This window comes from Moritella marina ATCC 15381 (genome assembly GCF_008931805.1).
Lineage (GTDB): Bacteria > Pseudomonadota > Gammaproteobacteria > Enterobacterales > Moritellaceae > Moritella > Moritella marina.
Genome location: NZ_CP044399.1, coordinates 897167 through 912769, shown reverse-complemented (window position 1 = coordinate 912769; position 15603 = coordinate 897167). Strand labels below are relative to the sequence as shown.

The 15603-nt window shown below is 40.5% G+C and carries 10 protein-coding genes; 6 read left to right on the top strand and 4 right to left on the bottom strand.

Going from position 1 to position 15603, the window contains the following annotated elements; genetic code table 11:
- Positions 1-167 precede the first annotated feature (167 nt).
- Positions 168-3329 carry an EAL domain-containing protein gene (locus FR932_RS04145; protein WP_019439314.1) on the bottom strand — a complete coding sequence of 1054 codons (3162 nt, stop codon included), beginning with the start codon at positions 3327-3329 and terminating at the stop codon, positions 168-170.
- A 351-nt stretch (positions 3330-3680) separates the two neighbouring features.
- On the opposite strand from FR932_RS04145, the gene FR932_RS04140 reads away from it, so the two are divergent.
- From FR932_RS04140 to FR932_RS04130, 3 genes are all read left to right on the top strand, one after another.
- Positions 3681-4556, top strand: coding sequence for a PfkB family carbohydrate kinase (locus FR932_RS04140; protein ID WP_019439315.1), 876 nt, complete (start codon positions 3681-3683; stop codon positions 4554-4556).
- A 145-nt stretch (positions 4557-4701) separates the two neighbouring features.
- Positions 4702-6327, top strand: a complete 1626-nt coding sequence (locus tag FR932_RS04135; RefSeq protein ID WP_019439316.1) for an Lcl domain-containing protein — start codon at positions 4702-4704, stop codon at positions 6325-6327.
- Positions 6327-8936 (top strand): cytochrome c peroxidase, encoded by a 2610-nt coding sequence (locus FR932_RS04130; protein WP_019439317.1) that lies wholly within the window; start codon positions 6327-6329, stop codon positions 8934-8936. Before FR932_RS04135 ends, FR932_RS04130 begins: the two co-directional genes overlap by 1 nt.
- A gap of 76 nt (positions 8937-9012) precedes the next feature.
- Here the strand turns inward: FR932_RS04130 and FR932_RS04125 are convergent, their stop codons facing one another.
- A complete protein-coding gene (locus tag FR932_RS04125; RefSeq protein WP_019439318.1) occupies positions 9013-9732 on the bottom strand; it encodes a hypothetical protein in 720 nt (239 codons plus the stop codon).
- A 280-nt stretch (positions 9733-10012) separates the two neighbouring features.
- Positions 10013-11470 (bottom strand): coiled-coil domain-containing protein, encoded by a 1458-nt coding sequence (locus FR932_RS04120; protein ID WP_019439319.1) that lies wholly within the window; start codon positions 11468-11470, stop codon positions 10013-10015.
- A 612-nt stretch (positions 11471-12082) separates the two neighbouring features.
- Here FR932_RS04120 and FR932_RS04115 point away from each other — a divergent pair.
- From FR932_RS04115 to FR932_RS04105, 3 genes are all read left to right on the top strand, one after another.
- Positions 12083-13345 (top strand): NRAMP family divalent metal transporter, encoded by a 1263-nt coding sequence (locus tag FR932_RS04115; RefSeq protein ID WP_019439320.1) that lies wholly within the window; start codon positions 12083-12085, stop codon positions 13343-13345.
- Positions 13346-13438: 93 nt separating this feature from the next.
- A complete protein-coding gene (locus tag FR932_RS04110; RefSeq protein ID WP_019439321.1) occupies positions 13439-13969 on the top strand; it encodes a DUF3157 family protein in 531 nt (176 codons plus the stop codon).
- A 125-nt stretch (positions 13970-14094) separates the two neighbouring features.
- Positions 14095-14631, top strand: coding sequence for a porin family protein (locus FR932_RS04105; RefSeq protein ID WP_019439322.1), 537 nt, complete (start codon positions 14095-14097; stop codon positions 14629-14631).
- A gap of 43 nt (positions 14632-14674) precedes the next feature.
- On the opposite strand, the gene FR932_RS04100 is transcribed toward FR932_RS04105, so the two are convergent.
- On the bottom strand, positions 14675-15574 hold the full coding sequence (locus FR932_RS04100; RefSeq protein WP_019439323.1) for a patatin-like phospholipase family protein: 900 nt from the start codon (positions 15572-15574) through the stop codon (positions 14675-14677).
- Positions 15575-15603: the final 29 nt, after the last annotated feature.

The window sequence follows — 15603 nt, the reverse complement described above, 5'->3', positions numbered from 1 at the left end:
GTACTATAGTACGGCTAAAGTATGACGTTAAGTGTATCACTGCCTTTTTAAATTAGTATGTATAACGCCTTTTAGGAAGCGCATTTGTGAGCGGTAGCCTATATACACACAATAGGGTATGTAATAGGCTATATTTCCATCACAACAGCACCTATTAAAGCACTTGCTCAGATGGCATTAGCTTTATCTGCATTGGCTTTATGCCCAGATTTTATCGATGGTAAACTCAACTCATCCACTGCGACCGGTCTGGCAAACCAAAATCCTTGACCGTATTCACAACCAAGTTGCGCTAAAAATTCACATTCACTTTGTTCTTCAATGCCTTCGGCGACGACTTTCAACTCAAGTTCTTTTGTCATCGCGACAATCGACTTAATCACCTTACGTGCATTGTCATTATCACCAATACGAGCAATAAAGCTGCGATCAATTTTTAAATAATCAACCGGGAAGTTAATCAAGTATTTCAACGATGAATAACCAGTACCAAAATCATCAAGGTGGATACGCACACCCAAATTACGCAGTTTCTGTAGCGTGTCAGCGACTAATTCAGTGTTCTCCATAAACACCCGTTCGGTGATCTCAATATGTAAATATTCACCCGGTATATTATATTTCTGTAGCTCACTGGCAACCAATTCGACTAATCTTTCTGCGTGTCCTGGTGCAAATTGCTTGGATGAAATATTAATCGCTGCATGTATATAAATCCCTGCAGCTTGCCAAGCTTGTAGCTGTAACACTGTTTGCGTGATCATCAAATTACCAAAATCAATGACAACCCCAACTTCTTCAGCCAAGTCAATAAAATCTCCTGGATACACCAAGCCTTTCTCGGGGTGATTCCAACGGATCAACGCTTCCACACCAATCACTTTTTTACTGTCTATTTCAAAAATAGGTTGGTAATAAGAGATAAATTCATCACGCATTAAGCCACGATAAAGCGCTTGCTCTAGCGCCATACGGGCAGTGACTTTTTTGTTTAATTCTGGGGTATAAAACTGGCTATTATTACGACCCAGTTCTTTCGCATGATACATCGCGGTATCCGCATTTTTAACTAAGGTTTCTACATCAGAGGCGTCATCAGGCGTTAAAGTAATGCCAATGCTGGCAGAAATAACACCATCATGTTTCTCTTGTAACAAATAAGGCTTTGATATTTCTGCAATCAATTTATCCGCCAATACTTTAGCTTCATTGACATATTTAATTTCAGACAAGATCACCACAAACTCATCGCCACCTAAACGACACACAATATCGGTGGCACGCACATTTTTTCGTAAGCGTTCACTTACATGACAAAGCAGTTCATCACCCGCGCTATGGCCAAGGCTATCATTAATCAACTTGAAGTTATCAAGATCGATAAACATCACCGCAGCCATAATTCGGTAGCGCTTAGAATGCTCTACAACTTGTTTCAACTTCTCTAACCCCATCTCACGGTTAGGTAAATTGGTCAGAGAATCAAAATTCGCTTTTACCCAAATTTCATCTTCGTACCTTTTCCATTTATCTAAATTTTTCAATAAATAAATATAGTGGCTGATATTCGCGTCTTTATCTTTCACTACCGCCACGGAAATAAATACCGAACTCGTGTCATTATTTTTATCGGTTATTTTAACTTCACTTTCCCAGCAACCTTTGGCTATCAAAGTTCGCATGATGGTTTTATGTGCAATCTTTTGATCATACTTATCAACCAAGAAATATAAGATACTCTTACTCAATACATCTTGCTTAGAAAATCCAGTCATGCGGGTAAATGCTGGATTTATCATTTCAATATTATTGTGCTTATCGCTCACCACCATGCCTTCGCCAGCACTATTAAAGAATGCACTCGATAACAGATGTTCATGCTGAGTTACGTCAATGGAAGTAACAATATCATTAAAAGTATCAACAACATCGGTAACCAAATGTGAATCAGTGTGAATATCGAGTTTTTTATGACAGCCTGATGAGTTAAGACTTTTCATCTTGTCAGTAAACATACGTAGCTCTTGAATCACTTGATTAACCGTACGATAAGCTAAACCGACCCCCACTAACAAAATGGTCAAGATCAACGTGATTTCAAGCCACAACTGTTGTTGCTTTTTCCTTTGTAACCCCTCTAAGGTACTGATATATTGGTTACTCGTTGAGTCAATGATCCCTTCAATAATGTCAATCCGTTGTGTTGACCCTTCCCACCAGTCTGTAAAACGAATATGTAAAATATCATCTCGCACCAAATCCATACTTTCGATAGCACTATCTTCTAATACTAGAAAGGTTGCATCTATGCCGCTTATTTCATCTTTATCAATAACCACTTTATCTAAGCCTTCGATAACCAGTCTATAACGCTCGAGAGTATCGAATAACACTGCGATTTGAGGATTAGCATAATCCATCTGCTTATACGCAGATAGCATGCTAAAGGCGTCTTGGTAAACCGCCATAAACTGCTGGTAATAAACCTGGTCACGACGTAATAAATAGCCTTTAAAATAGTGGTTAATCAAACCAAAATACGATCGACCTTCGTTTAACAAATCTTGTTTTTTACTTTCAAATTTGGCTTGATTCATGATCTGACTTAACTTGCTATCACGTCCGTAAGCTGCAATCTTGCTCAGGTCATCTTTAAGTGCACCGGGTATTAAGCGTTGTAGTTGTAAAAAAATCAGCTCTTGCTTATCACGTAAACCAAACAATCGGGCAAGTGCTACTTGATTGAAATCTTTGGCGTTATAAATACCATGAAATGAACCGCGCTCTAAACTGGCAAATTCTTTAAACCAGATTAAAGGAATGTAAAACTCCAAATTCAACAATAGTTCACTATCAGAAACTGCTTCTTGTAGTGCACTGATAACATTAAGGTTGCTGGCGACGGCTTGTGTGTAATTGTTAAACTGGTCACGATTATCTGCATCTATAGCGTGACGTATTGAGGTGATATGGTGCTGCAGGTTAATGACATTATGCTGTTGTGCTAATCGCTTTACCGCTTTATTATCAGCGATTAATTGATTAAATAAGATAAATTGCTGATCGGTTTGTTGTCGTTGTGCATCAAGCCTTTGTTTTAAGCCTTCATCCTTGCTCGTGAACAAGGATGCGCTAAGGCCCCGCTCTGCTTGTATTTCATGCACTAAAGCATTAATCAACATTGATTGTTGCACCACGACAATAGCGGCATCAGCATCCCTTGCCGACTTAATGTGCTGAGCAATATACATCGCGATAATGACACAAACAAACAGTGTCGGAATAGCGAGAGATATGATTAATTTTGCTTTAACTGACAGGGTTCTCATAATGTAACTTATAACTCTTTATAATCATTTATAAAAAAGTGTATTAACACCTAATCCATTGATATTACTGTGTAATAAACATTCAAGATTAACCACATAGTAATACACTCAGAGTTGATAAAGCAAAGTATAAAAGCGCCCCCAAAGCATCCAATAATCATCATTTTTTATACCAAAATAATCCTATAATATTTAGTGGATCAGGTCAGCTAGGTAAATGAATAAAGTGTGCGATATCACTCACTTTAGTACCTTATTAACTCATTTTAACCCCTTGCCTACGCACTGTTATTTCCTTTACTTGGCAATTGAGGGATAATTATCTTCTCCCTATCTTTAAGGCCCATAGCGATGTCAAATATCCTCTTACTTGCAAACCTAAACTGTGATCGGGTGTTACAACTAGATAGGCAACTCGCCACGGGTGGGCGCCATTATTATGCTGATAATGGTCGACGCTTAGGGGGTGGCGGTGCCAATACCGGATTAGGTTTAATTTATGCAGGTCACAAAGTGGCGTTAGTCAGTCAAGTCGGCAATGATAAGACCGCCGATTGGTTATTGGCTGAAGCCAGTATTCAAGGATTAGACTGTAGCTTATTGCAACGTAATGATCTCGATACGCCAGAATTATTATTAATCATGACACCCGACGGTGAACGCACGATCATACGTCCACAACGCCCTGTCTTTACCTTAGGAACCGCGCCCGATTTTAGCCAATGGCAGGCGTTATATATTAATTCGTCTGCAGTAGGTTGTGAGCAATGGGCACAAACCGCACTAAAATCAAGCTTAGTCGTCGCACAATTAGCCAAGGATAGTCGACCTCGTCCTTGCCATATATTGATTTCGTCTAAATCGGATATGCGCAATCACAATATTAATAACAATAGTAATAGTAATGCTCAAGATCACGCCTCAATCTGGCAGTATGGGCAGCAGATAAGCGGTAAGCAATTACGTTATTTTGTTATTACCGATGGTGAGCATGGCGCGGTGGCATACAGCCAAAGCCAGGCTATTACCGTGTCCGCAGTCGATGCAAGTGTCGTTGATACAACTGGTGCTGGTGATGCATTCGCATCGGGGTTAATACATGGATTACTGGCACAACAGGATATTGCCGACGCGATGACAACGGGGTCTCAATGGGCCGCTATCGCGGTGGCAACAGCCAGCTCCATCCCAGGTGTCGAGCTACAGCAATATTTAATTAACAAATAACCTCACCACAACATTTCCGTTCTTTAAAGACTATACTTGTTTTCCTACACGCAAATATAAATGATAATTATTATCACTTATATTTGCATTTTATTTTATAGTTATTTATTATCCTCCCCCTATATTTATAATAAGACTATAAAAAATGAAAAAAACAGCATTATCTATAGCTTGCATTAGCCTTTTGATTAGCGCATGCGATGATTCAAATTCAACGGCAGCACAAGTAACGAATAAAAAACCACAACAAACCACAACAACAGCTGTCGAAATTAAAGCCAGTGACATAACGCCAATCTCCGCCATGTTGATTGCATTTTCGGCGCCAGGTGTTACCGCTATCAATGCAGTGCAAGTTATCAATATCAAAGCCAACTTTGGTGACGCCAGCATCGATAGCACAACGGGAAAAATGCATTTTAAACCCTACGTATCTGATAGCCGGACTGTAAATGCTGAGATCTCCGCCGCTCAACATAACTATCAATTTGAAATTAATTATCAAATTGATAACAACATCTACACTCTTAATGGCAGTGCATTGCCGCTATACAACGGCAAATCCAATAAACCTATGGTTCGTTTTAGTAAAGTTGCTTTAGACGGCACTGTACTATCTAGCGAAGATCAAGCGCGAGCAGCCAATGCCAGTGACTGGAGTTGTGTCACCGATAATAGTAGCGAACTGATGTGGCAAGTACCGCAAGCAAATGGCAAATATGCATTTGATGCAACTTACTACTGGGGCGATCGTACAATCAACAATCGTGATTACAGTGAAGCTAGCTGTATACTCGGTAACGACTGCAATACCGATAATCTGGTTGCCGTAGCAAATACAGAGAAACTGTGTGGGCGCTCTGATTGGCGTTTAGCGACGCAAGCTGAATGGCAAACACTATTAGATAAAAAACTATTCGATGAAGATGCCAAACAATCGCCAATAAACAACTTTTATTTTCCTTATGTCGATTCTAATTTTGATGAAGCATATTGGACTAATTCATTTACTATTTATGCCAATGGCCACGATATCAGTCCTGTCGACGGTGATTGGCAAGGCTCAAATGCCCTTGTTGGCGATGCACATGTGATGTGGATGGGTGAAGATTTTGACTTTGCTAATATGCCGCCGCGTTCAACCAATGAACCGCACTTCACTATGTTAGTAAACGGTACTGTTATCCCTGATAAAAAAGATAATGAAGTTCCAGAAATAACAGCACCATTAACACCACAAAGTATTGCTAATGACGTCGATGAAAATGCCAACTGGAAGTCACGTTTTGTTAAGCATGGGCCACTCGGCCAAGCACTGGTAAAACAAGAGAGTGCAAACTGGACTTGTACATCGGATTTAGCATACAAATCAGCATTACCAAACACGCAAATTTTATGGCAACGCATCAGTAAAACTGAACCACTGAAAAATCACGCGCAAGCCGTAGAATACGCTAAGCAAATCAATCAAGCGAATGAATGCGGACAAACCAACTGGCGCTTACCAACTCAAAACGAATTAAAAAGCCTGCTTATTAATGTTGAGCCATTCGCTTTTGAATTTTATCGAGCTGGCTACATAACCAGTGTACTTAATGACACAATCGTAGAAGAAAATAGTTATTACTGGACTTCGAGTGTCGATTCATACAAACCTGAAACAAAGCACTGGGCAGTCGCATTCCAAGATATTTGGGCTGATAGTGGTCGAGTGCAGAATACCGAAATGCACCGCGTGCGTCTGATCTCAACAACGAGATTACAACCATAATGACAACACATACATTAAAGAACATGCGACGTCAGCTCATGCTCATCACCTGCTGTACGCTACTGGCTGCATGCGGTAATGACAGCTCAAGTGAAGCAGTGACAAACTCTGGTACAGGCTCAAATACTGATACAGATTCGGGTAATAAGCAGACTTTACTGTTAAACCCGCGCATCCAGTTAACCCAAGGGCTGACAACCACAAAGCAGTATACCTTAACCGCAACGCAAGAATTACGCCTGATCCAACCAGGATCACAGGGTAATGCCAGTGTACAAGGTGATACCTTTACCTACCAAGCTAACGCCGACGCCCAAGGGTCTGATCATGTTAAAATAGCTATCATTTCAAACGATAAAATTGAAACGATAAACTGGCTTATCAGAGTCAATAAGCCAAGCCCCCGCTTCACTACACTAGCGCTCGGAGACTCAACTAAAGATAAAGTTTGGCAATGCGTAGCGGATACTCAAACACATCAGGGCGTGGTTTGGGCGACACCGTTACAGCCAACATCACAGACCTATGCTTGGGGGAATTGGCCACCGACCCTGCCCGCCTTTCAAGCACAGTGTCAATTTTCAGAAAGTGATGATAATAGCCAAGCATGTACCACAGATAGGCTCGTTGAATACGCTAACCAACAGAGCTGGTGTGGACGTAACGACTGGCGCTTACCTTCAAGTTACGAAATGAAGAAACTGATTAGTGAGCAAGATTATGCACTCGATAATAATCAAGCGGCAATTGACCCTTACTTTTTTGCCCCAACAGGTTTTGAAACTTACTGGTTAGCCGATGATGATGGCCAGCCACACAGTGACAATGTCGCGCCAACACTCGATTTTGCCACAGGGCGATATGCAACTGTGATGGCAAACAAGCGAAAGCCTAAATCAGCAATGCTTGTCAGTGGCGTCAAACGTGATACAACATTACCCGCAGAACAAGAAAAACCACAAGCAGAACAAGACAGTTTTATCCGCTTAGATAATGACGGTCAACCCTTAGCGAAATCGCTACAAGATTCAGATTACAGTGATAATCCTTGGCGCTGTTTAGATGATATGCGTGGTTTAGTTCGTGATAATCTGTATTTACGTGATAACCAATTTTCTAATGTCTATTGGTTAACACCTGATCCACAAGATAACAGCAACACTAACCAAGTATTATCGATACAGGTTGATGTACCAGCAATTATCGCTGATATTAACCAAGCGCAGTATTGTGGTCGCAATAATTGGCGAGTCCCCACAACCGATGAACTGGCGATGTTACTTTATAAAGGGGAACAAAAAAGCGATTACAACTTGTTATATACAACCTCATTAAATCAACCGAAATCTGGTGATTATTGGGTTAAAAAAACGGCAGGTTATGGTTTATATAGTTTACCGACAATGACGGATTTACACACTAAAGTAGCCACCGATACTGACACCGCTCGTATTTTGCTCATAGCCACTGAATTTGAACAACGCGCAAGTGAAGATCCACGTTCAGTAAATAATCACAGTAAACCAAATTTCAACCATCTAAGACAAGCTTACGCCAGTAATTCTGATCACTGGCCACCCGCCTTTGTCGATGATGAATTGAGTTACCAAGAGTTAGGTCTGATGCCGAAACCCAGCTTTCCTCATACCAACCCTTACAATGAACGAAAGGTTAGCCTAGGCGAAAAACTGTTCTTTGATCCAGTCTTATCACAAGCCGGTGATGTGAGCTGTTCGAGTTGTCACGATCCTAAATTAGGCTGGGGCGACGGACAAGAAGTGTCTATTGGTCATGATCGCCAGCGTGGAAAGCGTAACGCGCCAACGATTGTCAACAGTGCCTTCCTACCGACTTTATTCTGGGACAGTCGCGCTGCAACATTAGAACAGCAAGCATTAATGCCGATCCAAGATCCGGTCGAGATGGCTGAAAGCTTGCCTAATTTACTCTCTCGGCTCAATGCGCATCCACAATATCCGGCTCTGTTTAAACAAGCCTTTTCCGAGGGTGGCATAAACTCCGACATCACAGAGCAACAACTCGGTATGGTACTGGCGACTTTCCAACGTACTATCATTAGTAACACGAGTCGCTTCGATACGTTTGTCAGCCAAGCGGATAGTGCGGGAGATACCAGTGCGCTTTCAGATAAGGAACTGTGGGGGTTAGATATCTTCCGTCGCAATGGTCGCTGCGTTAACTGCCATATGGGCGCTGAGTTTACCGATCATAAAATGCAAAATGTCGGACTGACTTATTATCAAGGTTTCTATGAAGATCTGGGTCTATACAATATCGATGGTAAACCAAGTAGCGTCGGTAAATTTAAAACACCGTCATTACGCGATGTAATGAACCATCAGCCTTGGTTCCACAATGGGTTACTAGATACCATGGAAGGTGTTATATCTATGTACTCAGCTGGTATGGCAGACAATGCCCCATTTGGTTGGAATAAGTATGACCCTACTTACCCGGTATTGTCCAAACAGATAAGGCCGTTAAATCTAACCGTCGAGGAAGCCCAAGCATTACAAGCTTTTCTAACGACGATAACGGCTCCAACGCGCCAAAAACCAGCCTCCAGAACTGAGTTAGCATTAAATTAAGGGGGATCTTAAGCAGGTATTAGCAATTAATACCTGCTTATTTATTTTTGCCGCCGTTTAATATCTTTTAAGGAAATTAACGCTCGCCAACCAAATAGAGGTACGTATGCTTTGCTGTGTATTTCGGCGACATATGCACGCCGTAATAACAAGGCACCTTGTGTTCACAGACTTGATTTATCACCGCAAACCCAGCATTTATTTTGCGTATTGAAATAGGCTCTTTAGTCACAATAATCATCGCCGCAGAATCAGCCATACTATCGTTGGCTGCAATACTCAATGAATCATCTTCACACGACGCTTCAAAAAAGCGTAACGACTTCGAATTTGATACTAATGAAGAGATATCACTGATATTAAATTTAAGCAGGTTATTCTGATTCAGCACTGTTGCCATATGATTAATAAAGCGTAATGCAGCCAGTGTATTGTATGCACCCATTTCATCAATATTTAACCATATAGTGGCGATATAATTGTCATCAATGATTTCACGCCTAGAGACATAACCCGCAGAATCGACATGCGCTCGTTGATAAACAACGACCACTAAATCCGATTGTAATAATAACTCGGACTGTACTGATAAATTTGACTGTAATAAATGGCTATCATGCGTTACTTCATGTTCCGCAGTAATAGTATGCAGATTAATATCCTCATTATTTTCGATATCAACCAGCAGAGGGTGTTGCTCCATAAATGATAAAACGGTAATCCGGCTCAGCTCATCACTTCGCTGCTTTTTATTCGCCACTATTTTTGGTATAGCTTGCGGCATAGTTTGATTCATGATTTCTCCCTTTCATCTCCTCAACTATTATTAATATTATGGAATGAAACAAGGACGATCGTTAAAAATAAATGCTGTTTTACTCTATTTATTAGACATTAATCTCTTTATAGGTAGAAACATCTCGCCGCCCATAACAAAAAAATATTAACGTTATAATAAGATAAAGATATATATTTTGTTTTATTTAGAGATGAGAGAAATAAGCCGTATTTATATAAAAACAATGAAGCCTGCACAAGGCAGGCTTCACATATAACGCGGCTAAAGTGAATTAGACTTACGTTTCATCATTGATATAGACACGCGCTTTTTGCTCACGCTTTCTAGCAAGGCTATTCAAATGTAAGCCTGACAAAGTCAAAGCAATACCGGTAATTGAACCAATCAACGCTAATGAACCAAACCAAACTAAACCAACCAGTGTTAAGGTCTCGGTTTTCACTTCTTTATAGTGTTCTACATTATCGATATAAGAGGCCATTCGATAAACTTGATTAGATAAAGCCATCGTATTTGCTTCAATCTCAATCACACGAATATCGTAACGTAACTTCATATTCGTTTGCTTGATCTCTTTAATGTAGTCTTTCTCAGTTAAGAACTGAACATCAGCCTGATCACGTTTCATTTCTAAATTACGTAACGCTGTCGTTTTATTTTGAGCGAGTTTTATTTGTTTCACAGCTAGATTGCTATTACTCGCACTCACCGCATTTCTATAGCTACGGTTAAGCTGTTTTACTTCGTCATTTTTTTGCTGGATCATGTCGTCTTTCAATCCAAGTAAATCAGTATAATAATCATCGAGGAATTGAACAGACTCTAAATCAGGGCTGTTGTCTTTAACAATAATCGTATTGTTATTAATGTTGTTTAGCTGAGTTTCAACATGGCGAATTTTTTCATCGTAATCTTTTTTCACTCCAGGTGAAGTAAAGAAGTTAGAATCATCTAACGCAACAATCTTGTCAGCATTTAGTTTATCAAGCTGTGCCAACAAACGCGTACGCTCAGCTTGTACTAAATCAGCATTACCTTGAGTTCGTTCCATCGAAGATTTAAAGCGTTGTTCTTTCTTCAATGATAGCTCTTGTAACAGCTCTGACTTTTCTATTTTAAGCTGAATTAACTCTTCTTTTTTCGCTGCCAAGGCTTTACTTAACTGCGGAATATTTTTTGATAAACGCTTATTACGTCTTACTTCATTGGCGTATTGCGATTTATAATTAGCATTGACTACCGACGTATCATTGTCAATTTTCTGAGTCTTCAGATTGTAGTCCTGCAATGCTATCGCGATATTTTCTTCATTAATTTTGATCTGATTTTCAATTTTACTGATCTCAATCTCGCTGATGTTAATTTGACTATTAATCGATGAAAATGCACGTTCAAAACCATTCAATAACGTTTCAAATGTAATCAAACACAAAAAACTAATGATCAACAAATACATCGGAAATGATTTACGTGAATGCCAAAGACCAATGACAAACGGAATTTTGGTCAATTCCACCAGCGAAATCATCACAAAAGGCGCAGCGAGTGTAAACGCGCTCGTCAAATTATTGTCACTTGTCATTAATGAAACTGAAATACAAAGACCGATAAATACAACAATGATCTCAACTAACCAGGCGATTTTACGTAAAAATCGACTATGTTTGCTCAGCTCTTTAACATCCTTATCGTCTACATTACTGGCACTTTGACCAGTTCCCATAATATCGCTCATTTGCTTAACATACCTCAATAATAAAATGACACTTTCACTGCGTTACACCGAGTAACTAAGCAGTAAAGAATACAACCACTGAATTTTCATTCAAAAACGCATTAACGTCACACATGATAGGTTTTAATTATAATGATTAATAATAAATTATAATTAAAACCTAAAATATATAAATTCTAAGCGCGCATATTAACGCTTACATAACAACAACACTATGTCGTTTACGACAAAAATAGAAAATATAACATATTGCTAAAATACCTATTCACCGCGTCAATAAACCACAACAACTTACAAAACAAAGCAATAAATATGCCATTACACACTAAGTTATTGATATTAAATATTCGTATCGATGAAAAAAAATAATTATATTTTATAAAATCTTGAGCATAAAACCGCATCTTGTTTGAGATTAGATTGAAAAATGAACAATCACCTATTCTGACCTCTCCATAATCATAAATAACATGTTTCAACATCTTTTATGTGAACTCACGCAGTGCCAAGCATCCCGTTAACTATCAACATAATATTACTGTTTTACTATGACAAATCAGCTACACTCGAATATTCAACGCGTAATAATACTAAAAACCACAGGATGTGATGATGAACACAACGCTGACAGCGACGCCAAGTACGTGGCAACAACGAATTAAGTCTTTAGGCCCAGGGATCATGATGGCGACAGCGGCCGTTGGTGGGTCACACTTAGTGGCATCAACCAAAGCCGGTGCAACGTATGGTTGGCAACTGATTGGATTGATTTTGCTGGTAAACTTGTTCAAATATCCCTTCTTCCGCGCAGGTGTGCAGTACACCTTAGGCACAGGTAAAAGCTTGATCCAAGGTTATGCCGAGATGGGTAAAGGCTATTTATGGCTATATACCGGCTTAAACGTCATATCTGGGATTGTTAATACCGCCGCATTACTGCTCTTTAGTGCCAGCTTACTCGGCTACTTTTTGCCTTGGACTATCCCGTTAACAACATTAGCAGCGATTGTATTAGCTATTTGCTTAGTCATCTTACTTGCAGGTCATTTTAAAGCACTGGATAAGTTATCCAAAGTGATCATGGGCGTCTTAGTGGTGACCACAGTCGCGGCTGTTGTCATTGCGCTTAACCAAGGTCCAGTAGCGCCAACAGATTACGTTAGCCCTTCGCCTTGGCAGGTATCTGCGATTGGCTTTATTGTGATCATGATGGGTTGGATGCCAGCCCCGATTGAGATCTCGAGTATTACCTCACTGTGGCTGAAGAACCAACAGCAAGAACAACAGGTCACAGCTGATTCAGCCTTGTTTGATTTTAACGTCGGTTATATCGGTACTGCATTACTCGCTGTGGCTTTTGTTATTCTTGGCGCATTAGTGCTGCACGGTAATGGCGCCGAGCTTAAGAGTTCAGGCATTGGTTTTTCGCATCAATTAGTCGGCATGTATGCACAAACGATTGGTGAATGGTCTGGTAACTTAATTGCACTTGTGGCTTTCTTTTGTATTTTCGGTAGTACCATCACCGTGATCGACGGTTATTCACGTGCATTGGCTGAATCGCAACTGTTAATCACTAACAAAGCGTTAGGGCAACGTAAGTACCATCAAGTGTGGATGATTGCAGTGAGTGCGTGTGCCTTAGCTATCTTGTTATTCTTTACCTCATCACTCATGGATATGCTTAACTTTGCCATGGTATTAGCGTTTATGACTACGCCTATCTTTGCCCTGATTAATTACCTGTTAGTGACTCGTACAGAGCTGCCAACAGAATTAAAACTCTCCACCAACATGAAATTGTTATCGTGGGCAGGTTTGATTTATCTGTTTAGTTTCTTGGCCGTGTTCATTTGGTGGAAGTGGTTCATGTAACGTCAAGATAGCGCAAGAAAATAGCGCAAGGTGTTATGATGGCCATATCACCTTGCGATTTCACTATTAACATTCACTACTGGAACAATTACCATGTTTAACAAAGCCTACATCATTGCCTTCTGCTTACTATTTTCACTCAATGCTGCCGCCAAAGAAATGAGTCGAATGACCCTTGAAGACGGCACCGAGATTATGCTGAATGACGATTTCACTTGGCAATACGTACTATTGACAGAATCAGAGCCTCTAACTGCGCAATTAACCCCTGCTGTCATGGCGAACTCAGCATTAATGACCAGCACGGTATCGCAAGGCGTGCGGGTGACATTCAAATCTGCGCAGTGGGATGATGAAGAGCTAGGGCTGGATTTCAGTATTGATAATACCTCGGCATTAACCGTGCTTAAGGTGACAGTTGCTGCAACATTATTTGACGATGGTGGCAATAAGATAACAACTACCGAGTTTAACGTATGGCAGGCGCAAAATAGATTATCAGAAACCTATTTACGTAAAAATCAGCAGCGTGATAGCCGCACTTTCAAGCTTGATGGTATTGACCCCGCACAATGGCAAAAACAGTTCATTAGTCTTAATATCATTGCTGTAGAAACGCGATAACACACCACGTTTCACAATTTAAAACAAAGGCTTAACTATAATCCGCCACATTTTATGTTTTACACTATACTCAAATACATTGTTAACGGAGTACACAATTTTCAATGTATGAGGAAGAAATTAGCATGAATAAACATTCTCGATTTATAGCCAGCATCATTTCAGTCTTAGCGATAACAGCCCCTGCACAAGCTTATGCCGACGGTTTTTATATTGGTGCAGGTGCTTATCAAGCCAACGCCGAACAAGGCAGTTTCGATGACGATGATGTGGTGCCAGCACTTTTTGCCGGTTATAACCTTATCGATTCAAATATTTTTATGGTGTCTGCTGAACTCGGTTATTACGACCTCGGTGGCTATAGCGGTTCTGCACTGGGCAGCAATTATGATATCGATGCCTCAGCCTTTACACTCGCTGCTGTTGGTTACCTGCCAATAGGGCCATTCTTTGAAGTTTATGCCAAAGCCGGTGTGGCGATGACTTCGATTGATATTGAAGTCAATGGTTCGAAAGATGACGCCGACGGCGAAGAGTTCTTCGGCGGCATTGGTGCCAGCGTAGATGTATTAGATACGATTGATATTTATGCCGAGTACTTAATGTTTGATACCGACATTGATACGTCAATCGCCGGTATTGGTGTTAGGTTTGCTTTTTAATACTGATATCGCCTTTAGCGAACCGCATGTTCAATAGCTCATTTTAAATAGCTTGGTGACTGTTCATTGCCCCAGTCGCCAGCCATTGTTGCAATTCCCCCCAACAGGCTTGCGCTTCAGTCACCCCTTCTTCATAACGCAGTTTGACCTTGTTTTTGTCTTTCTCTAGCCGCGCAATATCTGACGGTGCTTGCGGGCGAATAACAAACACTTTACCTTGTCGTTGCCATTCGGCGATCTTATCCAAAGCATTATTATAATGAGTATGGCGGGCATGCAACGCTTGATATAACTGCGGGTATTTATAACAAGCAATACGACAAGCCAAGTCCATTTTCATGGCTGATTTTCGGTAGCTTTCATGCTGACTTAAAATAATGACCAAGCGGTCGCACCCTGACTCAAAAGCATGTTCAGCAGGAATAGGATCCATAATGCCACCATCAAGATAAGGCATGTTATTGATCATCATAGGTTTGGAAATAAACGGCAAACTTGAGGTCGCGATAAGGCTGTCTAGTACCTGATCTTGGGTGGTTAATTGCTGGGAAGAAAAGTAATCTGTCTTGCCGGTTTTACAATTAAACGCACCTATTTCAAATACTTCTTTCATATTAAACAACGTATCAAAGTCATACGGCACCAACTGCTTGGCCATGGCATGAAAAGTAAAAGGCGTGTTGACATAACTGCCGGTTTTAAGCAGATGTTTCATGCCCATATAACGGGGATCATCATGGTATTCAAGCTGAATATTCAGATTGCGTTTATGCTGCTTAGACACATAGGATGCGGAATAAAGCGCGCCTGCAGAAACACCCGATACATAGGGAAAATGCACCGCACAGGTAAGGAAATGATCTAATACTCCTGCGCCAAACATGGCTCTTAACCCGCCGCCTTCGACGATTAACCCTACTTTATCTAAACTCACGTCACTCATTACCGACTCCATTGATTACAACCTGTTAC